This is a genomic window from Rhodanobacter sp. Root627, assembly GCF_001427835.1.
Taxonomy (GTDB): Bacteria; Pseudomonadota; Gammaproteobacteria; order Xanthomonadales; family Rhodanobacteraceae; genus Rhodanobacter; species Rhodanobacter ginsenosidimutans.
On record NZ_LMGW01000001.1, the window covers coordinates 463,566 to 482,393 of the forward strand.

The window sequence follows — 18,828 nt, forward strand, 5'->3', positions numbered from 1 at the left end:
GCCTGACATCTGGATCAATGATGAAACGTTTCATGCTTTTCGCCGCCACCGCCATCCTGGGAGTCACCGCCGTGCACGCCAACAGCACCGATCACCACCGCGACGTGGAGCAATGGCGCGCCGACCGCGTGGCGCGGCTGACCGCGCCGGCCGGTTGGCTGAGCCTGATCGGGCTGGAGTGGCTGCAGCCGGGCGACAACCGTATCGGCAGCGCCGCCGACAACGACATCGTGGTCAGCGCGATGCCCGCGTATCTAGGTGTCGTCAACCTGCGCGCGGATGGCAGCGTGCATCTGGCGCTTGCCGCCGACAGCGGCGCGTTGATCGATGGCAAGCCGCTGCGCGAGGCCACCCTGGTCGACGACGTGCAGGCAGGCGAGGGCGCGCCCACCCTGGTGAGCATGGGCACCGTCAGCTTCCTGGTGATCGATCGCGAGGGCCGCAAGGGTCTGCGGATCAAGGACACCGAGGCGCCGACGCGGCGCGACTTTGTCGGCATCGATTATTTTCCGATCGACTCCGCGTGGCGCATCGAAGCCGACTGGGTGCCGGCGAGCGCAGGCCAGACGCTGGAGATGGGTACCGTGATCGGCACCACCGAGAAATACCCGGTGCCAGGCACGGCGCGCTTCAGCCGCGACGGCAAGACATTCGAGATCCTGCCGGTGATCGAAGTGCCGGGCGACGCGCAGTATTTCGTGGTGTTCGCCGACCGCACCAGTGGCCGCGAAACCTACGGGGCGGCGCGATTCATGTACATCGACCCGCCGAAGGACGGCAAGGTCACGCTCGATTTCAACAAGGCCTACAACCCGCCCTGCGCCTTCACCGCGTTCGCCACCTGTCCGCTGGCGCCGCCGGAAAACCGGCTCGATCTGCGCGTTACCGCCGGCGAGAAAAACTACCGCGGCGGGCACGCCGATTAGTTGTTGTTGTCCGCCGGCGGGCCCAGTCGGTCCAGCTGCGGGCTGGCGGTGAAATCGCGCTTGCTGCGCTGGCTGTCCAGCGTCTCGCCGGTGACCTGGAACCAGGTGTTCTCGGCAATATTGGTGGCGTGGTCGCCGATGCGCTCGATGTTCTTGGCCATGAACAACAGGTGCGTGCACGGCGTGATGTTGCGCGGGTCTTCCATCATGTAGGTGAGCAATTCGCGGAAGTAGCCGGTGTAGGCGTCATCCAGCACCACGTCGTTTTTCCACACCCGATGGGCGCTCTCCACGTTGCCATCGCGATAGGCTGCCAGCACGTCACGGGTGGCGGTGGCCGCCATTTCGGCCAGGTGGCGCAGACCGCGGGTAGGAGCGACGGGCGGGGCCATCGACAGCGGGATGGATCGCTTCGCCACGTTCGCCGCGTAGTCGCCGATGCGCTCGATGTCGGAGGCGATACGCAGCGCCGCGAACACATTGCGCAGGTCGCCGGCCATCGGTGCGCGCAGTGCCAGCAGGCGCACCACGTCGTGGCTGATGGCCTGTTCGAGCTGGTCGATCGCCTCGTCGTTGGCAACCACGTGTTGCGCGGCGCGTTCGTCGCGCCGTTCCAGTACGTCGATCGCCGCTTCCAGCTGCGTCACCGACAGTTCGCCCATGCGCACGATCTCGCCGGTGAGGCGACCCAGTTCCGCGTCGTAGCTCTTGATGATGTGGTCTTTGCCGGTGTTCATGGGTTGCCTCGTATGTTTTTTTCCCTCTCCCGCTTGCGGGAGAGGGTGCCCGAAGGGCGGGAGAGGGAGCGGGCGGAGCGCGGGGCTGCAGGTTGCGCTGGCCCTCTCCCCAGCCCCTCTCCCGCAAAGCGGGAGAGGGGCTTTATCAGCCGAACCTGCCGGTGATGTAATCCTCGGTCTGCTTCTTGCCCGGCTTGGTGAAGATCCTTTCCGTCGGCCCGAATTCCACCAGCTCGCCCAAGTACATGAACGCGGTGAGGTCGGAGCAACGCGCCGCCTGCTGCATGTTGTGGGTGACGATGACGATGGTGAATTCGCCTTTCAGCTCCTCCACCAATTGTTCGATGCGGCCGGTGGCGATCGGATCGAGCGCGGAGGTCGGCTCGTCCAGCAACAGCACTTCAGGCTTCAGTGCGATCGCACGGGCGATGCACAGGCGTTGTTGCTGGCCGCCGGAAAGCCCCAGCGCGTTCTGCTTCAGCTTGTCCTTCACCTCGTCCCACAGCGCGGCGCTGCGCAGCGCCTGCTCCACGCGGTTTTCCATGTCCGGCCTGGACAGCTTCTCGTGGTGGCGGATGCCGTAGGCCACGTTCTCGAAGATCGTCATCGGGAACGGCACCGGCTTCTGGAACACCATGCCGACCTTGCTGCGCAACCGGTTCAGCGAGTAGCCGGGCGCGAGGATGTTTTCGCCGTCCAGTTCGATCGAGCCTTCCGCGCGCAGCTTCGGATAGATCGCGTAGATGCGGTTGAAAATGCGCAGCAACGTGGACTTGCCGCAACCGGAAGGCCCGATGATCGAGGTGACCTGCTTCTCCGGCACGTCCATGTCGATGCCTTTCAGCGCATGGAAATCGCCGTAGTGAAAGTGCAGGTCGCGCACCGTGATCTTGGTCGCGGCGGCTGACGCGGCGGGCGCGGAATCAGTCATGGGATACCTTGGTACGGGAAAGGATCAGGCGGGAAACGAGGCTCAGCAGCAGTACGAACATGGTGATCACGAACGCGCCAGCCCACGCCAACGCGTGCATGGATTCGCCCGGGTCGTTGGCGTACTGGTAGATGATCTGCGGCAGGCTGGACATCTTCTCCATCGGGTTGATGGCCATGAAGTTGTTGCCGAACGCGGTGAACAGCAGCGGTGCGGTCTCGCCGCTGATTCGCGCCAGCGCCAGCAGCACGCCGGTGACGATGCCTGAGCGCGCAGCGCGGATCAGCACCTGCACGGTCAGTTTCCATTGCGGCACGCCCAGCGACAGCGCGGCCTCACGCAGCGTGGCGGGCACCAGCCGCAGCATTTCGTCGGTAGTGCGCACGATCACCGGCAGGGCGATCAGCGCCAGCGCCACGCCGCCGGCGAAACCGGAGAACGTGGTCGAGCCGTTGGTCAGCGCCGTGCTGGGCAGCACGATGATGGTGTAGACGAACAGGCCCATCACGATCGACGGCGCCGACAGCAGGATGTCGTTGAGGAAGCGGATGGATTCGCCGAGCTTGGTGCGGTTGGCGTATTCGGCCAGCCAGGTACCGGCCAGCACGCCGATCGGCGTGGCGATGGCGATGCCCACGAAGTTGATGATCAGGCTGCCGACCATCGCGTTGGCAAGGCCGCCGTCCTCGCCGTAGGCGGTGATTTTCGTGAACAGTTTCAGATCCAGCGCGCTGATGCCCTGGCGCAGGGTTTCCCACAGGATCCATGCCAGGAAAGCCAGCCCGACCAGGGTGGCCAGCGTACTCAGCAACATCGCCAGCGCATTGGTGATGCGGCGGCGCAGGTACAAGGCGTTCATGCGGCGTCCCCCCAATCCTTGCAGGAGTCAGCTCGCAGGCGATGCTTCCGCGAATCCCCCATCTCGAATCCCGAATCCCGGCTATCCATCATCGCCCCTCCTTGCTGGCCAGCCGTCGCAACATCAGCCGCGCGATCAGCAGCACGATGAAGGTGACCACGAACAGCAGGAACGCCAGCGCCATCAGCGCCGACTTCTGCAGGCCCACCGCTTCACTGAACTGGTTGGCGATGGCGGAGGCGATGGACGTGCCCGGATCCAGCAGCGACGACGACAGGCGCATCGAGTTGCCCAGCACGAAGGTCACCGCCATGGTCTCGCCCAGCGCGCGGCCCAGGCCCAGGAAGATGCCGCCGATCACCGCCGAACGCGTGTACGGCAGCACGATGTTCCATGCCACTTCCCACGTGCTGGAACCCAGCGCATAGGCCGACTCCTTCAGCGGCGTGGGCACGGTCTGGAAGACCTCGCGCATCACCGACGAAATGAACGGGATGACCATGATCGCCAGCACGATGCCGGCCACCAGGATGCTGGCGCCAAAGGGGTAATCGCTGCCGAACAGCTTGCCGACGACGGGCACGTGTTCGGCCACCCATGACAGCTGGCCATCATCGGGTTTGTTGCCGAGGTTGTTGGTCAGCCAAGGCTTGAGGTGTTCGGCGAAGAACGGGGCGAAGATGAAAAGCCCCCACATGCCGTAGATGATCGAGGGGATGCCGGCCAGCAGCTCGATCGCCGATGCCACCGGCGTGCGCAACCATGCCGGCGCCACTTCGGAAAGATAGAGCGCGATGCCGAAGCTGATCGGCACGGCGATCAGCAGCGCGATGAACGAGGTGGCCAGCGTGCCGTACACCGGCACCAGTGCGCCGTAGACGTCGTTGCCCGGGTCCCACTCCGAACTGATCAGGAAGTGCCAGCCGAACGTGGCGAACGCCTCGCGCCCACCCCACAACGTGGCACTGGCGGCGCCCAGCAGCGCGGCCAGTACGATCAGCGCACAGCCCTTCAACAGCCAGCGGAACAGCCGCTCGTGGCGGGCATCGCGGCGGGTGCGCTGTTCGAGGATGTCGGTGGATGACGCGATGGACATGGACGGACTCGGTTGATGCGTGGTTGGGCAGTACTGCCACACCGTTCGCCCTGAGCGCAGGCGCGGAGGGAGCGAAGCCGAGGGGAGGACGACTTCGCAACGCTACGCTCAGGGCGAACGATGCGGCGTGAAGCTGACAGCACGGTGGGGCGCATCGTTTGCAGCGATACGCCCCACCGCGCCGCGGAACCTCAGTGCTTGAACTCGGCCGCCCAGTACGCCTCGATCTGCTTCACCAGGGCCGCGGGAAGCGGCACGTAGTCGAGATCACTGGCGGCCTTCTGGCCGTTTTCCAGCGCGTACTTGAAGAAGTCGAAGGCCGTCTTGCTGTTGCCGGCATTCTTCGGCGTCTTGTACATGATCATCCAGGTGGTGGCGGTGATCGGCCACGCCTTGGCGCCGGGGGCGTTGGTCATGATCAGGTTGAAATCCTGGGTGCTGGCCCAGTCGGCCGTGGCCGCGGCGGCGGCGAAGCTGTCCGCGTCAGGTGCCACCACGTTGCCGGCGGCGTTCTTCAGGTCGGTCCAGCTGAGCTTGTTCTTCACCGCGTAGGCATATTCGACGTAGCCGATCGAACCCTTGATCTGCTTCACGTACTGCGACACGCCCTCGTTGCCCTTGCCGCCCACGCCGGTCGGCCATTCCACCGCCGTGCCGAATTTCACCTGGCTGGCCCAGGTCGGGCTGACCTTGGACAGGAAGTTGGTGAAGTTGAACGAGGTGCCCGAACCATCCGAGCGGTGCACCACCGTGATCTTGCCGGCGGGCAGCTTCAGGCCGGCATTCAGCGCGGCGATCTTCGGGTCGTTCCAGTTGTTGATCTTGCCCAGGAAGATGTCGGCAAGGGTGGTGCCGTCCAGCTTGATCTGGCCCGCCTGCACACCGGCGATGTTGACCACCGGCACGATGCCGCCGACCACGATCGGGAACTGGCCCAAGCCGAATTTCTTCAGGTCTTCCGCCTTCATCGGCGCATCGGACGCGCCGAAATCGATGGTGCCTTCCTTGATCTGCGCGATGCCGGCGCCGGAACCGACCGACTGGTAGTTGAGGCGGTTGCCGGTCTGCTCCGCGTACGCGGCCGACCACTTGGACATCACCGGGTAGACGAAGCTGGAGCCGGCACCGGTGATGTCGGTGGCCTGGGCGGCCATGCCGAATGTCGAGGCGACGGCCAGCGTCGCCACGGCGGCGAAGCGGATGGGAGTTTTGCGAAGGGTCAACACGGTTAGCTCCTTGGAAGGACGTCAAAGGTGACGGCGTCATTTCAGGTCTTTCGTGTTGCCATTGGATGATGCGAATGTTGCAGGAGGATGACAGTGGGGTTTGGGGCAGGGAAGACGACGCAGGGAATCGGGAGCGAAAAGGGCGCCGCACCGCCCCTCAAGCCACATTCAGACCGCTGTGTGCCTGCTCGAACAACTCCATCTGCCGCCAGCGGTTGACCACGCTGCAGAACAGTTCGGCCGTGCGCTCGGCGTCATAAACGGCCGAATGGGCTTCGCGGCTGTCGAATGGATGGCCGGCGGCCAGTACTGCCTTGCTCAATACGGTCTGGCCATAGGCGAGTCCGCCAAAGCTCACCGTGTCGAAACAACTGAAGGGATGGAACGGGTTGCGCTTGTGTCCGCAGCGGCGCACCGCCTGGTTGAGAAAGCCCAGGTCGAACGCGGCGTTGTGGCCCACCAGGATCGCCCGCTGGCATTCGGCGCCGCGCACCGCATCGCGTACGGCTTGAAAGATGAAGTCCAGCGCCAGCCGCTCGGCCAGTGCGCCGCGCAGCGGGTTGTACGGGTCGATGCCGGTGATTTCCAGCGAACGCGGATCGAGATTCGCGCCGGGAAACGGCTCCACATGTGTCGATACGGTCGGCTGCAGCCGCAGGTAACCCTCGGCGTCCATTGATAACGGAACCGCCGCTATTTCCAGCAAGGCATCGTGCTGCGCATCGAAGCCGCCGGTTTCGACGTCCACCACCACGGGCAGGAAACCGCGGAACCGCTCGGCCATGCGCGGTGTTTTGCTGTTCGGGATTTGCATCGGCGAAGCATATCAGCCGAGTGCTTCAACGCGGGTTGCGCCGCCTGTCGCCGTACTGTCATCAAAACGGCATCGCGCTGTAAAACGCGCACGTCAATCTGTCATGGCTGCTTGTCGCGCACCCCGCAATGACGCGGGCGTACGGCGAAAACTTTCCCACCTATGACGGAGTACACCATGCGTTGCAGATTGATCGCGGTAGCCATTGCGGCCGGCTTGGGCCTCGCCAGTTTCAGTTCCATCGCGGCACCGCAGGCGACCAACAGCGGCGATGTGGCGTTGCTCAGGGCACAACTGGCCGACTTGCAGGCGAAGGTCGATGCGCTGGAACAGCGTACCGATGCGCAGTCCGACATCAACGTCAGCACCGGCCAGGCGGTGGAGAAGGCGACCAACCTGACCAGCGCCAGCGACAAGAAGCTTGCGGCGCTGGAAAAGGTGGTCAACAACACCAAACTGTCCGGCAAGATGTACTTCGACTTCACCAACATCGACCAGAAAAACAGCGACACCGGCAAGACCGACGCCTCCGGCATCGGCCTGGATGTGAAGCGCTTCTACCTCGGCGTCGATCACAAATTCAGTGACATCTGGTCGGCCAGCCTCACCACCGACTTCAATTACGCCAGCAGCGACGGCCAGACCAGCGTCTTCGTCAAGAAGGCGTATGCGCAGGGCAAGTTCAGCGATGCGGCGGTGCTGCGCATCGGTTCGACCGACATGCCGTGGATTCCGTTCGCCGAGAAGTTCTACGGCTTCCGCTATGTCGAGAACACGCTCACCGATCGCCTGAAGTATGGCAACTCGGCTGACTGGGGCCTGCACATGGGTGGCGACCTGGCCGGCAAGACGGTCAACTACGCGGTGTCGATGGTCAACGGCCGTGGCTACAAGAATCCCGGCCGCAGCAAGGGCGTGGACGTCGAGGCGCGCGTGGGTTTCGTGCCGTTCGACAACATGGTCGTGGCCGTCGGTGGCTACAGCGGCCATCGCGGTCAGGAAACCGAAAACATCAACGCGACCAACACCGCCAGCCGCGGCGACCTGATGGTGGCGTATGCCAGCGACGCGTTCCGCGTTGGCGCCGAGTACTTCACCGCGAAGAACTGGAACAACGTGCTGAACCCGATCTCCGACAAGGCCGATGGTTACTCGCTGTGGGCCAGCGTGGCGGTGGCCGACGGCGTGAACCTGTTCGCACGCTACGACAACGCGAAGCTCAGCAAGGATCTGGACAAGGGCAACAAGGACGTTTACTACAACGCCGGCGTCGAATTCCAGGTCACCAAGGGCTTCAAGCTGGCAGGCGTGTGGAAGCACGAAAATGCCAAGAAGACGGTCACCGCGCCGGTGCCGCTGCACGTGCAGAGCGTGAAGACCAACGAGATCGGCGTGTTCGGCGAACTGTCATTCTGATGCAACACGTCCCGGGCAAGTTGTTGCCCGGGCGTGGTGGCTGACAACGGACGGCTATCGGAAAGGAGTTCGACCCAGGGAAGGAAAAACGGCGGGCATTGCCCGCCGTTTGCTTTTGGGAATGCCGTGCGCAAAAGCTCTCGCGAATCCCGAATCCCGAATCGCGAATCCCGAATCCCGAATCCCGAATCCCGAATCCCGAATCCCGAATCCCGAATCCCGAATCCCGAATCCCGGCCCTAAACCGTCTTGTCTTTGTACCGGCACAAATCGCGTATCACGCAATTCGGGCAATCGGGTTTGCGTGCCTTGCATACGTAGCGGCCGTGCAGGATAAGCCAGTGATGCGCGTCGAGCTTGAACTCGGTCGGCACCACTTTCTCCAGCTTGTCCTCGACCGCGCGCACGTCCTTGCCTGGCGCCAGGCCGGTGCGGTTGGCGACGCGGAAGATGTGCGTGTCGACCGCGATGGTCGGCTCGCCAAAGGCCGTATTCAGCACCACGTTGGCGGTCTTGCGGCCCACGCCAGGCAGCGCTTCCAGTTCGGCACGGCTGCGCGGCACCTCGCCGTGATGCTGCTCGATCAGCAGGCGGCACAGCGCGATGACGTTTTTTGCCTTGGCGTTGAACAGGCCGATCGTGCTGATGTACTTCTTGAGCCCGTCCTCGCCCAGCGCCAGGATCGCCTGCGGTGTATTGGCCACCGGGTACAGCTTCTTCGTGGCCTTGTTCACGCCCACGTCGGTGGCCTGCGCCGACAGCACCACCGCCACCAGCAACTCGAACGGCGTGGTATAGACCAGCTCGGTTTTCGGATGCGGGTTGAGTTCGCGCAGGCGCGAGAACAGTTCGATGATGTCGGCGCGCTTCATTGGCGGGATGGCCCCTGTTTTGCGCGGGCGCGGGCCAACGCCGCCAATACCGGGTTGGTCTCGACCGCGACCTTGCGCGCCGCCAGCTCGGCCTCGCGCTGTGCCTGTTCGCGCGCCAGTCGTGCCTCGCGCCGCTGGAAATGCTCGCGTGCGGTATCGGCATGGGCCACGTCGCCGGCCTGCGCCAGCGGCATCGGTTCCAGCACGATGCAGTCGACCGGGCAGGCGGCCACGCACAGTTCGCAGCCGGTGCAATCGTCGGCGATGACGGTATGCATCAACTTGGCCGCACCCACGATGGCGTCGACCGGGCAGGCCTGGATGCATTTGGTGCAGCCGATGCAGTCGGCCTCCACGATGCGGGCCAGCGTGCGCGGCTTATCGATGCCGTGGTCGGGATTCAACGGCAGCACGGGCTGATCGAGCAATGCGGCCAGCTTCGCGATACCGGCCGCGCCACCGGGCGGACACTGGTTGATCGGCGCCTCGCCACGGGCGATCGCCTCGGCGTACGGCCGGCAACCGTGGTAGCCACATTGCTCGCACTGGGTTTGCGGCAGCAAGGCGTCGATGCGGTCAGCCAGGGTGTCGATGGGCGCACTCATGCGAAAGGGTTGGAGCGGGAATAATGGGTGGTCACTGCGGTATTGTCCCGCAACTTTCATCCAACGGAGCGTGCCATGAAATCGTCGTATCTCGCGTCCCTGCTGCTCGCTGCCGTGCTCGGCGCCGGCGGCTCGATCCTGCTCACCCATTCGACATCCGCGCAGGCGGCAACGCCAACGGGCGACACGATCACGGTATTCGTCGATGCGACCTTCGGCTTCCGCAAGACGCACATGGCCGACAAGCTGACCAAGTCGCATGCGGAATACGCCGCCCGCGGCTATCGCTTCGTGGCCATGTCGCCGTACAGCGAGAACGGCGATCTGGTGGGTTTCTTCGTGACGTACGCGAGGTGACAGCCCTGCAGGAGCGCACCCTGTGCGCGATGCTCTTCGGCACGTACAAAAAAGCATCGCGCACAGGTGCGCTCCTGCAACGCTCGATTCAGCGGACGGTGGCGCCGGGCTGGGCGCCCTGGTCCGCGTCCAGCAGGAACAGGTCGCTGCCGCCGTTGCCGGCGGACAGGATCATGCCCTCGGACAGGCCGAAACGCATCTTGCGCGGCGCCAGGTTGGCGATGAACACCACGTTGCGACCGACCAGCTTTTCCGGTTCGCCATAGGCGGCGCGGATGCCGGAGAAAATCTGCCGCGTGCCCAGTTCGCCGGCGTCCAGTTCGAAGCGCAGCAGCTTGTCCGAGCCTTCCACGAATTCGCAGGCCCGCACCTTGCCGATGCGCAGGTCGAGTTTGGCGAAGTCGTCGATGGAGACGGTGGCGGAATCCTGGGCTTCGGGATTTGCGGCAGGCTTGGGGCTGTCGTTCATGGGCTTCTTCTTTTTATCGGCAACGGGTGCTTCGGCAGGCGTGGTGCCCAGTGATTCCTTCGACGCTTCCACCATCGCCTCGATGCGCTTGGGATCGAGCCGGCCCAGCAGCGGTTCGAAGGCGTTGATGGTGTGGCCGAACAGGGTGCGGCGGGCATCGTCGAAATCGGCGATCGGCGCGGCCAGGAAGGCTTCCGCCGCGGCCACGGTGGTCGGCAGGATCGGTTTCAGCAAGCCGGAAAGCAGGCGAAAGCCGTGCAGCGCCAGCGTGCAGACTTGCTGCAATTCCTCGCGTCGCGCGGCGTCCTTGGCGATCACCCACGGCGCCTTGGCCGCGATGTAGCCGTTGACCAGATCCGCGATGGCGACGAAGCGGCGGGTGACGTCGGCGAACTCGCCGGTCTCGTACAGCGCGTCGATGCCGTCGTAGTGCGACAGCAGCTCCTGCCACAGCGCGGCTTCCTCGGCGCCAAAGTGATCGGCCAGCTTGCCGTCGAAGAACTTTTGCGTGAAACCCGCGGTGCGGCTGGCGATGTTTACCCACTTGCCGATCAGGTGCGAGTTGATCCGTTCCTCGAACGCCTTCAGGTCCAGGTCCACGTCGACCGGCGCGTCGTTGAGCATGGTGGCGAAGTAGTAGCGCAGGCATTCCGGATGCAGGCCCGCGTCCAGGTAGGTGCGAGCCTGGATGAAGGTGCCGCGCGACTTGGACATCTTGGCGCCGTTGACGGTGAGGTAGCCGTTGACGTGCAGCGCGGTCGGCGTGCGGAAGCCGGCGCCGTGCAGCATCGCCGGCCAGAACAGGCCGTGGAAATTGATGATGTCCTTGCCGATGAAGTGGTGCATCTCGGCGGTGCTGTCGGCGGCCAGGAAGTCGTCGAACTTCAGGCCGGTACGGTCGCACAACGCCTTGAAGCTGGCCAGGTAGCCGACCGGCGCATCCAGCCACACGTAGAAGAACTTGCCCGGCGCATCGGGGATGGGAAAGCCGAAGTAGGGCGCGTCGCGCGAGATGTCCCAATCCTTCAGACCGCCATCCAGCCATTCGCGCAGCTTGGCGCTGACGCCGCTGTTGGCCACCGGCTTGCCGTCGGTGAATTTGCCCGCGAACCAGTCGCGCAACAGCGTCTCGAACTTGCCCAGCTCGAAGAAGTAATGCTCCGAATCGCGCAGCACGGGCGTGGCGCCGGACATCACCGAATACGGGTTGATCAGGTCGGTGGGCGCGTAGGTGGCGCCGCAGTTTTCGCAGTTGTCGCCGTACTGGTCGGGCGTGCCGCATTTCGGGCAGGTGCCCTTGATGTAGCGGTCGGGCAGGAACATCTGTTTTTCGGGATCGAACAGCTGCTGGATCGAGCGGCGCGCAATGGAGCCGCCATCGCGCAGGCGCGTGTAGATCAGCGTGGCCAGCTCGCGATTCTCGTCCGAATGCGTGGTGTGGTAATGGTCGAACGCCACGCCGAACGCGGCGAAATCCGCCTCGTGACCCTGGCGGATGCCGTCGATGAAAACCTCCGGCGTCACACCGGCTTTTTCGGCGGCCAGCATGATCGGCGTGCCGTGCGCGTCGTCGGCGCAGACGTAGATCGCTTCGTTGCCGCTCATTCGCTGCGCCCGCACCCAGATATCGGCCTGGATGTAGCCCAGCAGATGGCCCATGTGCAGCGGGCCATTGGCGTAGGGCAGGGCGTTGGTGACGAGGAGGCGGCGACTCATGGTGTGCGGTTTCCGGTGATGACTGCACATTATGGCATGGCGTTTCCACCGTTCCGAACGCGTATGCCGCGGTCAACGATGGGCGCGGATTGCGTGTCGATGCGCAGCTGTCTACATTGTGCCGCTTCGCTGTTGATGGAAATCTCGCAATGCAGACAAGGGTGCCCATGGTCACCGACGGGCCACCCCTCGCAGCGGCGACTCGCGCCACGCGACTCACGTTTCTGGTGTCGGGCATCGGCATGGCGGCCTGGGCGCCGATGGTGCCGTATGCCAAGGCGCGCCTGGCGCTGGACGATGCGACGCTGGGCCTGGTGCTGCTGGCGTTTGGCGGCGGCTCGATGGTGGCGATGCCGCTGGTCGGCATGCTCACCGAGCGCTTCGGCAGTCGACGGGTGATCGGCATCGGCGGCTTGATGTTGTGCACGGCGTTGCCGTTGCTGGCGCTCGCCCCCGGCATCGTGTCGCTGGCGTTGGCGCTGCTGTATTTCGGCATGGCGCTGGGTGCCGTGGATGTGGCGATGAATGCGCATGCGGTGGAAGTGGAGCGGCGTGCGCAACGGCCGTTGATGTCCGGCTTCCACGGCTTGTTCAGCGTGGGCGGCTTGAGTGGCGCCGCGGGCATGAGCGCGCTGCTGGCGCTGGGTTTGCCGCTACTGGCTGGCGCGCTGGTGATCGCGGGCTTGATGGCGTTGATCGTGATCACCCAATGGCGCCACCTGATCGGCCTGATCGCCGCCGCGGCCGGGCACAGTGCGGCGTTCCGCTGGCCGCGTGGCCTGGTGCTTTTGCTGGGCCTGGTTTGCTTCGTCAGCTTTATGGCCGAGGGCGCGATGCTGGACTGGAGCGCGGTGTTCCTGCGTGATTTCCGCGGCGTGTCGGTGGCGTCGGCAGGCTTGGGCTATGCCGGTTTTTCGGTGGCAATGGCGTTGGGTCGGTTGACCGGCGATCGCACGATCGCGCGCTTCGGCCCGGTGGCCAGCGTGCGTGTCGGCGCGGCCACGGCGGCGGCAGGTTTGCTGGTCGCGGCGGCGGTGCCGTGGCCGGCTGCCGCCATGCTCGGCTTCGTGCTGGTGGGGCTGGGTGCGGCGAATATCGTGCCGGTGATGTTTGGCGCGGCGGGCCGGTTGCCCGGCGTATCGCCGGCGGTCTCCATCGCCACGGTGACCACGCTGGGTTATGCCGGCTTGCTCAGTGGCCCGGCGCTGATCGGCTTTCTGGCCCACGCCAGCAGCCTGCCGATCGCGCTGGCGGCGGTGGGCGGTCTTTTGATCATGGTTTCAATATCGGCGCGGGTGGTGCGGTGATGAACAGGGAAAACAGTTTCGACACGGTGGTATTCGACCTGGGCGGGGTGCTGATCGACTGGGACCCGCGCTATCTGTACCGGCGCCTGTTCGATGACGAGGCGGCGATGGAGCGTTTCCTGGCCGAAATCTGCACGCCGCTGTGGAACCACCAGCAGGACGCCGGCCGTTCCTGGCACGAGGCCGTGGCCATGTTGAGCGCGCAACATCCGCAGCACGCGGAGCTGATCGGTGCGTTCCACACCCGCTGGCCGGAAATGCTGGGCGGTGCCATCGCGCCGAGTGTGGCCATACTGGATGAACTGCGCGGTCGCGGCCTGCGGTTGTACGCGCTGACCAACTGGTCGCGGGAAACATTTCCGATGGCGCGCGAGCGCTACGAGTTCCTGCGCTGGTTCGACGGCATCGTGGTGTCGGGCGAGGAAGGCCTGGCCAAGCCCGACCCGGTGATTTTCCAGCGCACGATCGAGCGCTTCTCGCTGGTTCCGCGGCAGACGATCTACATCGACGATGCGCCGCGCAATGTGGCGGCGGCGTTCCAGGCCGGCATGCACAGTTTGCGGTTCCAGGATGCGGAAACGCTGCGCGCACAGCTTTGCCGCCTCGGCGTGCTGGCGCCAGCGGCGGCCTGAGACTCGTGGCAAAAAAAAGCCCCGGACCGGCCGGGGCTTTTCATTCGTGCGGGCAAGGTTTCAGTCCTGCCGTTCCCAGGTCTGCGTGCGGCCCAGCAGCGAGAAACCGATATAGCCGTGCACGTCGAGTTTCTGGCCGTCGTCGCTGACGGTCAGCTTCACCTTGTACGTCTTGCCGTTTTTCGGATCGAGGATCTTGCCGCCGTCCCATACGTCGCCATCCTTGCTGACGCCCCACATGATGTTCATGCCTTCGATCGGCTGGTTCTTGCGCTCGCCGCTGCACTTGTCGCACACCGGATTCGGGCCGTCATCCGACTGCAGGATCTTGATCACCTTCGCCTGCAATTCGCCGTTGGTTTCGGTGATCTGCACCAGCGACTTCGGCTTCTGGGTGTTGTCGTCGATGGTTTTCCAGGTGCCGACGGGCGAGGTGTTGGCGGCGAAGACGCTGCCGGCGGCCAGCAGCAGGCCGGTTGCGAGGGTGAGACGAAAAGCGTGTTTCATGGCGTTTTTCTCCCGTACGAAAGCGTATGGAAGCGAGACTGGCGTTGATCCGTGGGGGCGTCAAGCTGCATTGCGCAAAGCACCGGCCGGCATCCGCAGCCGGCATGGCACCAGTGATCTGCATCAACGGGTGCGCGCGGGGGCGCTGGCATAATGGGCTGTCCCCATCATCACTTCGAGTTCCCATGACCCAAGCTACCGACGCGCTGGTGCGCCAACTTCTCGGCGACCTGATCGACTCCCACACCGGCGCGCCGCTGGCCGACAACGTGCGGGCGGTAGGTGTCGACGGAGCGAGGGTCTCGGTGGATATCCAGCTGGGCTACCCGGCCGCTACAGCGATCGACGACCTTGCTGCGCGCGTGCGGCAGGCGCTGGAAGCGAACCCGGCGATCGAGTCGGCGGCGGTGTCGATCACCAGCCGCGTCCACGTGCACAAGGTGCAAGGCACGCTGGGCCCGCTGCCCAACGTGAAGAACATCATCGTGGTGGCCTCGGGCAAGGGCGGCGTGGGCAAGTCCACCGTGTCGGCCAACCTGGCGCTGGCGCTGCAGGCCGAGGGCGCGAAGGTCGGCGTGATGGACGCCGACATCTACGGCCCCAGCCAGCCGACCATGCTGGGCGTGCACGGCAAGCCGGCGTCGCCGGACGGCAAAAGCATTATCCCGATGCAGGCGCACGGCATGCCGGTGATGTCGATCGGTTTCCTGGTGGAAGAGGACACGCCGATGATCTGGCGTGGCCCGATGGTGACCCAGGCGATGATGCAACTGATCACCGACACCCGCTGGGAACAGCTCGACTACCTCATCATCGACCTGCCGCCCGGTACTGGCGACATCCAGCTGACGTTGTCGCAGAAGGTGCCGGTGGCCGGCGCGGTGATCGTCACCACACCGCAGGACATCGCCCTGCTGGATGCCCGCAAGGCGCTGAAGATGTTCGAGAAGGTGGAAGTGCCGGTGCTGGGCGTGGTGGAGAACATGGCTACCCACGTGTGCTCCAACTGCGGCAACGAGGAGAACATCTTCGGCGAAGGCGGCGGCGAGCGCATGGCCACGCAATACGGCGCGGCCTATCTTGGCTCGCTGCCGCTGGATATCCGCATCCGCGAGCAGGCCGACGGCGGCAACCCCACCGTGGTGGCGATGCCCGAGTCCGACCTTGCCGCGCGCTACCGCGAGATCGCCCGCAACGCGGCCGGCCGGCTGTCGCGCCAGCCGCGCAACAAGTCGTTGGGCCTGGGCAAGATCGTGGTGCAGGGCGCGCCCGCTGCATGACGGCGCCACGGCGCGTGTTGTGCCTCTGCGGCAGCCTGCGCCGGCTATCGTCGAACCGCGCCGCGCTGCAAGCGGCGCAGCAACTGGCGCCACCGACGCTGCAGCTTGTGTTGTACGACGGCCTCGGCGCGCTGCCGTTGTTCAATCCGGACGATGAAGTCGATCCGCTGCCGCCTTCGGTGCTGGCGCTGCGTGCAGCCGTCGGCACCGCTGATGCCTTGCTGGTCGCCTGCCCGGAATACGCCCACGGCGTACCTGGCGCGTTCAAGAACCTGCTGGACTGGTTGGTCGGCAGCCTGGAGTTTCCCGGCAAGCCGGTGCTGTTGCTGAATACGTCGGCGCGCGATTCGTATCATGCGCAAGCGTCGCTGGCGGAAATTCTCTCCACCATGTCGGCGCCACTGCTGACCTCGCAACCGTTGACTGTGGCGCTTCCGGGCGCTGGCTGCACAGCGGCGCAGGTACTGGGCAGCGCTGATCGCTGCGCGGAATTGCGGGCGGTGCTGGGCATTCTGGCCACGGCTATTTAGACGCGCAGTCGCGTTGGTTCTTGTGGGAGCGGCTTCAGCCGCGATGCTTCTGCCTCTGGGCTCCACAGCAAGAGCATCGCGACTGAAGTCGCTCCCACAAGCCCGCTGCGCTGGCGCAGCAGCACTCCTACCATGTATTTTTGCCGCTTTGCGCCCGGTTTGACCGGGCCGTCCCGACCGAACCGGAGACAGCGTGAGCATCAAACCCGACAAGTGGATCCGCCGCATGGCCGAGCAGCACGGCATGATCGAGCCGTTCGAACCCGGCCAGGTGAAGGTTCGCGACGAGCAGCGGCTGATCTCCTACGGCACCTCCAGCTACGGCTACGACGTGCGCTGCGCGCGCGAGTTCAAGGTGTTCACCAACATCAACTCCACCATCGTCGATCCGAAGTCGTTCGATCCGAACAGCTTCGTGGACGTGGAGGCGGATGTCTGCATCATCCCGCCCAATTCCTTCGCGCTGGCGCGCACCATCGAGTACTTCCGGATCCCGCGCAAGGTGCTCACCATCTGCCTGGGCAAAAGCACCTACGCGCGCTGCGGCATCATCGTCAACGTGACGCCGCTGGAGCCCGAGTGGGAAGGCCACGTGACGCTGGAGTTCTCCAACACCACCCCGCTGCCCGCGAAAATCTACGCCAACGAGGGCGTGGCGCAGATGCTGTTCCTCGAATCCGACGAGGAATGCGAGACCAGCTACAAGGACCGTGGCGGCAAGTATCAGGGCCAGCAGGGCGTGACCTTGCCGCGTACGTGAACGAAACACGCCCGGTGGTCCGCAGGACCGCCGCCGGCCGCTACACTTCGCCGGTGCAACGATGATTTTTCAGGAGAGTCCGATGATCCGTTTTTCCATCCTGCTGACCCGAATTGCCGCCATGGCCTTGCTGGGCAGTGTGGTATTGCTCGCCGGTTGCAGCCTGGGTGGCACCAAGGAGGACGTCAGCACCAACGCCATGCGCGGGCAGTTCGACGCCACCATCAAGGCATACAAGAACGGTCAGTTCCTGGTCGATGGCGCGGTGCTTTCCGCGCTGGATACCGGCAGCCACTTTGCCTACCTGAAAGACCAGGGCAAGCTGCCCAAGACCGTGCTGCTCGAGCGCAGCGACGACTCCAAGATCCGCAAGCAGCACCTGCAGTACATGGCGCGGATGCAGGATGACTACAAGTTCACGGTGTATTTCGATGACGACGGCACGCTGAAGCGGATCAACCCGATCGAGACCGAGGCCCGTCCGCTGCAGGAGACCCACGCGCCGGTGCAGATGAACAAGCAGCAGCGCGGCAAGGATGCGGCCGGCAAGGATTTCGATCCCAATCCGCGCCCCTGAGTCGCTCCCCGCAGCAACGAAAGCCCGCGCTCAGTCGCGGGCTTTTTCGTGCCCCCAGTGCTGGCGCAGCGCCGTCAGTCGCGCCGTCGCCTCGTCCGGCTGGTAGGGCATGGACGTGCCATGGCCCCACACCGGACCGGGCCAGGCGTCGTCGCCTTCGCGACGGGCCACCACGTGTACATGCAGCTGCCGCACCACGTTGCCCAGTGCGCCGATGTTGAGCTTGTCGCAGGGCGCCACCGAGCGCAGCGCGGCGGCGGCCTGGTCCACCTCCCGCCACAGCCTGGCGCGCTCGTCATCGGCCAGGTCGGTGACTTCGGCCAACCCCGGTTGGCGCGGCACCAGGATGAGCCAGGCGTAGCGCGCGTCGTTCATCAGGCGCACCTCGCACAACGGCAAGGTGGTGACGGCAAACGTGTCGGCGGCGAGCCGCGGGTCGAGTGTGAAGCTCATGCGGCGGCCAATTGCGTTGCGAAGAAATCCAGCGTGCGCTGCATTGCCAGCTTCGCGCTGGCCTCGTGGTAGCTTGAGTTGCCGTCGCGGTTGAACGCGTGATCGGCGCCGGGGTAGGTGAAGGTTTCCATCTGCGGCAGGGCATCGCGGTGTTTGGCAACTGCCTCGGGCGGGATGTTGGGGTCCTTCTCGCCGAAGTGGAACATCACCGGAGCCTTCGGCGTTTCATGCAGAAACGGCAGGTTGCGCGCGCCGTAGTAGCTCACCGATGGCAGGCCCAGGCGCAGCGCCGCCAGCAACGCCACCGTGCCGCCCCAGCAATAGCCGACGGTACCGATCTTTCCCGCCGAGGCGATGGATTCGGCCGCACTGGCCACATCTTCCAGCGCGCGCTCCAACCCCAGTTCGGTGACCAGCGCCTTGCCCCGGGCGGCGCCGCCACGGTCGTAGGCCAGTTCCACGCCGGACTCCAGCCGGTCGAAGAACGCCGGGGCGATCGCCACGTAACCGTGTGCGGCGAAGCGATCGACCACATCGCGAATATGCGCGGTCACCCCGAAAATCTCCTGGATCACCACCAGGCCACCCTTCGGCTGGCCCTGCGGCCGCGCCAGATAACCGCCGATGCACTGCGTGCCGGAGGTGGGAATGTTGATGGGCTGACCCATGGCTGGCTCCTGTGGGGAAAAGGGGATTCTAGGCCTCGGGCGGGGAGGGCGTGGCATGCGCGACGGGGAATGACGCATGACCCACCGAGG

At 64.9% G+C, this 18,828-nt stretch carries 20 protein-coding genes and 1 pseudogene; 9 read left to right on the forward strand and 12 right to left on the reverse strand.

The window, feature by feature from the left end:
• Positions 1-20: 20 nt before the first annotated feature.
• Positions 21-926: a DUF1684 domain-containing protein gene (locus ASD68_RS02180; RefSeq protein ID WP_056605040.1), complete on the forward strand. Its 906-nt coding sequence runs from the start codon at positions 21-23 to the stop codon at positions 924-926.
• On the opposite strand, the gene phoU is transcribed toward ASD68_RS02180, so the two are convergent.
• The 6 genes from phoU to rnt form a co-directional block, all read right to left on the reverse strand.
• Positions 923-1,663, reverse strand: a complete 741-nt coding sequence (phoU, locus tag ASD68_RS02185; protein WP_056602972.1) for a phosphate signaling complex protein PhoU — start codon at positions 1,661-1,663, stop codon at positions 923-925. The two genes, ASD68_RS02180 and phoU, sit on opposite strands and share 4 nt — an antisense overlap.
• Before the next feature lie 145 nt (positions 1,664-1,808).
• The gene (pstB, locus tag ASD68_RS02190) at positions 1,809-2,594 is read right to left on the reverse strand and encodes a phosphate ABC transporter ATP-binding protein PstB (protein ID WP_056602975.1); all 786 of its coding nucleotides are present in this window, start codon (positions 2,592-2,594) and stop codon (positions 1,809-1,811) included.
• The gene (pstA, locus tag ASD68_RS02195) at positions 2,587-3,453 is read right to left on the reverse strand and encodes a phosphate ABC transporter permease PstA (protein ID WP_056078291.1); all 867 of its coding nucleotides are present in this window, start codon (positions 3,451-3,453) and stop codon (positions 2,587-2,589) included. The genes pstB and pstA overlap by 8 nt, the downstream gene beginning before the upstream one ends.
• Positions 3,454-3,541: 88 nt before the next feature.
• The gene (gene pstC / locus ASD68_RS02200) at positions 3,542-4,549 is read right to left on the reverse strand and encodes a phosphate ABC transporter permease subunit PstC (protein ID WP_056602978.1); all 1,008 of its coding nucleotides are present in this window, start codon (positions 4,547-4,549) and stop codon (positions 3,542-3,544) included.
• 191 nt (positions 4,550-4,740) lie between these two features.
• Entirely contained in the window at positions 4,741-5,772 is a 1,032-nt protein-coding gene (pstS, locus tag ASD68_RS02205; protein WP_200945342.1) for a phosphate ABC transporter substrate-binding protein PstS, read from the reverse strand.
• A gap of 160 nt (positions 5,773-5,932) precedes the next feature.
• Positions 5,933-6,589 (reverse strand): ribonuclease T, encoded by a 657-nt coding sequence (rnt, locus tag ASD68_RS02210; protein WP_056078300.1) that lies wholly within the window; start codon positions 6,587-6,589, stop codon positions 5,933-5,935.
• A 177-nt stretch (positions 6,590-6,766) separates the two neighbouring features.
• On the opposite strand from rnt, the gene ASD68_RS02215 reads away from it, so the two are divergent.
• Positions 6,767-8,005 carry a porin gene (locus tag ASD68_RS02215; RefSeq protein ID WP_056605043.1) on the forward strand — a complete coding sequence of 413 codons (1,239 nt, stop codon included), beginning with the start codon at positions 6,767-6,769 and terminating at the stop codon, positions 8,003-8,005.
• A gap of 239 nt (positions 8,006-8,244) precedes the next feature.
• On the opposite strand, the gene nth is transcribed toward ASD68_RS02215, so the two are convergent.
• Positions 8,245-8,877 (reverse strand): endonuclease III, encoded by a 633-nt coding sequence (nth, locus tag ASD68_RS02220; protein WP_056602984.1) that lies wholly within the window; start codon positions 8,875-8,877, stop codon positions 8,245-8,247.
• A complete protein-coding gene (locus tag ASD68_RS02225) occupies positions 8,874-9,482 on the reverse strand; it encodes an RnfABCDGE type electron transport complex subunit B (RefSeq protein WP_056602988.1) in 609 nt (202 codons plus the stop codon). Before ASD68_RS02225 ends, nth begins: the two co-directional genes overlap by 4 nt.
• A 75-nt stretch (positions 9,483-9,557) precedes the next feature.
• Between ASD68_RS02225 and ASD68_RS02230 the strand changes: the two genes are divergently transcribed.
• Positions 9,558-9,839, forward strand: a complete 282-nt coding sequence (locus ASD68_RS02230) for a hypothetical protein (protein ID WP_056602991.1) — start codon at positions 9,558-9,560, stop codon at positions 9,837-9,839.
• An 88-nt stretch (positions 9,840-9,927) separates the two neighbouring features.
• Here ASD68_RS02230 and metG read toward each other — a convergent pair.
• Positions 9,928-12,066 (reverse strand): annotated as a pseudogene (gene metG / locus ASD68_RS02235) (methionine--tRNA ligase); the annotation flags it as partial.
• Between the two features lie 107 nt (positions 12,067-12,173).
• Between metG and ASD68_RS02240 the strand changes: the two are divergent.
• Both ASD68_RS02240 and ASD68_RS02245 read left to right on the forward strand, forming a co-directional pair.
• The gene (locus tag ASD68_RS02240; protein WP_056602999.1) at positions 12,174-13,331 is read left to right on the forward strand and encodes an MFS transporter; all 1,158 of its coding nucleotides are present in this window, start codon (positions 12,174-12,176) and stop codon (positions 13,329-13,331) included.
• Positions 13,331-13,963 (forward strand): HAD family phosphatase, encoded by a 633-nt coding sequence (locus ASD68_RS02245; protein WP_056078317.1) that lies wholly within the window; start codon positions 13,331-13,333, stop codon positions 13,961-13,963. The genes ASD68_RS02240 and ASD68_RS02245 overlap by 1 nt, the downstream gene beginning before the upstream one ends.
• Positions 13,964-14,023: 60 nt before the next feature.
• Here the strand turns inward: ASD68_RS02245 and ASD68_RS02250 are convergent, their stop codons facing one another.
• Positions 14,024-14,470 (reverse strand): DUF2147 domain-containing protein, encoded by a 447-nt coding sequence (locus ASD68_RS02250; protein ID WP_056603002.1) that lies wholly within the window; start codon positions 14,468-14,470, stop codon positions 14,024-14,026.
• A gap of 185 nt (positions 14,471-14,655) precedes the next feature.
• On the opposite strand from ASD68_RS02250, the gene apbC reads away from it, so the two are divergent.
• The 4 genes from apbC (at position 14,656) to ASD68_RS02270 (ending at position 17,617) form a co-directional block, all read left to right on the forward strand.
• On the forward strand, positions 14,656-15,750 hold the full coding sequence (apbC, locus tag ASD68_RS02255; protein ID WP_056603006.1) for an iron-sulfur cluster carrier protein ApbC: 1,095 nt from the start codon (positions 14,656-14,658) through the stop codon (positions 15,748-15,750).
• On the forward strand, positions 15,747-16,280 hold the full coding sequence (locus tag ASD68_RS02260; RefSeq protein WP_056603010.1) for an NADPH-dependent FMN reductase: 534 nt from the start codon (positions 15,747-15,749) through the stop codon (positions 16,278-16,280). The genes apbC and ASD68_RS02260 overlap by 4 nt, the downstream gene beginning before the upstream one ends.
• 193 nt (positions 16,281-16,473) lie before the next feature.
• Positions 16,474-17,040, forward strand: a complete 567-nt coding sequence (gene dcd / locus ASD68_RS02265) for a dCTP deaminase (RefSeq protein WP_056078325.1) — start codon at positions 16,474-16,476, stop codon at positions 17,038-17,040.
• A gap of 82 nt (positions 17,041-17,122) precedes the next feature.
• Positions 17,123-17,617 (forward strand): hypothetical protein, encoded by a 495-nt coding sequence (locus ASD68_RS02270; protein WP_056603013.1) that lies wholly within the window; start codon positions 17,123-17,125, stop codon positions 17,615-17,617.
• A 30-nt stretch (positions 17,618-17,647) separates the two neighbouring features.
• Here the strand turns inward: ASD68_RS02270 and ASD68_RS02275 are convergent, their stop codons facing one another.
• Together ASD68_RS02275 and ASD68_RS02280 are read right to left on the reverse strand one after the other, a co-directional pair.
• Positions 17,648-18,070 (reverse strand): HIT domain-containing protein, encoded by a 423-nt coding sequence (locus tag ASD68_RS02275; protein WP_056603016.1) that lies wholly within the window; start codon positions 18,068-18,070, stop codon positions 17,648-17,650.
• Complete coding sequence (locus ASD68_RS02280) at positions 18,067-18,738, reverse strand: dienelactone hydrolase family protein (protein WP_056603020.1); 672 nt, start codon at positions 18,736-18,738, stop codon at positions 18,067-18,069. Before ASD68_RS02280 ends, ASD68_RS02275 begins: the two co-directional genes overlap by 4 nt.
• Positions 18,739-18,828: the final 90 nt, after the last annotated feature.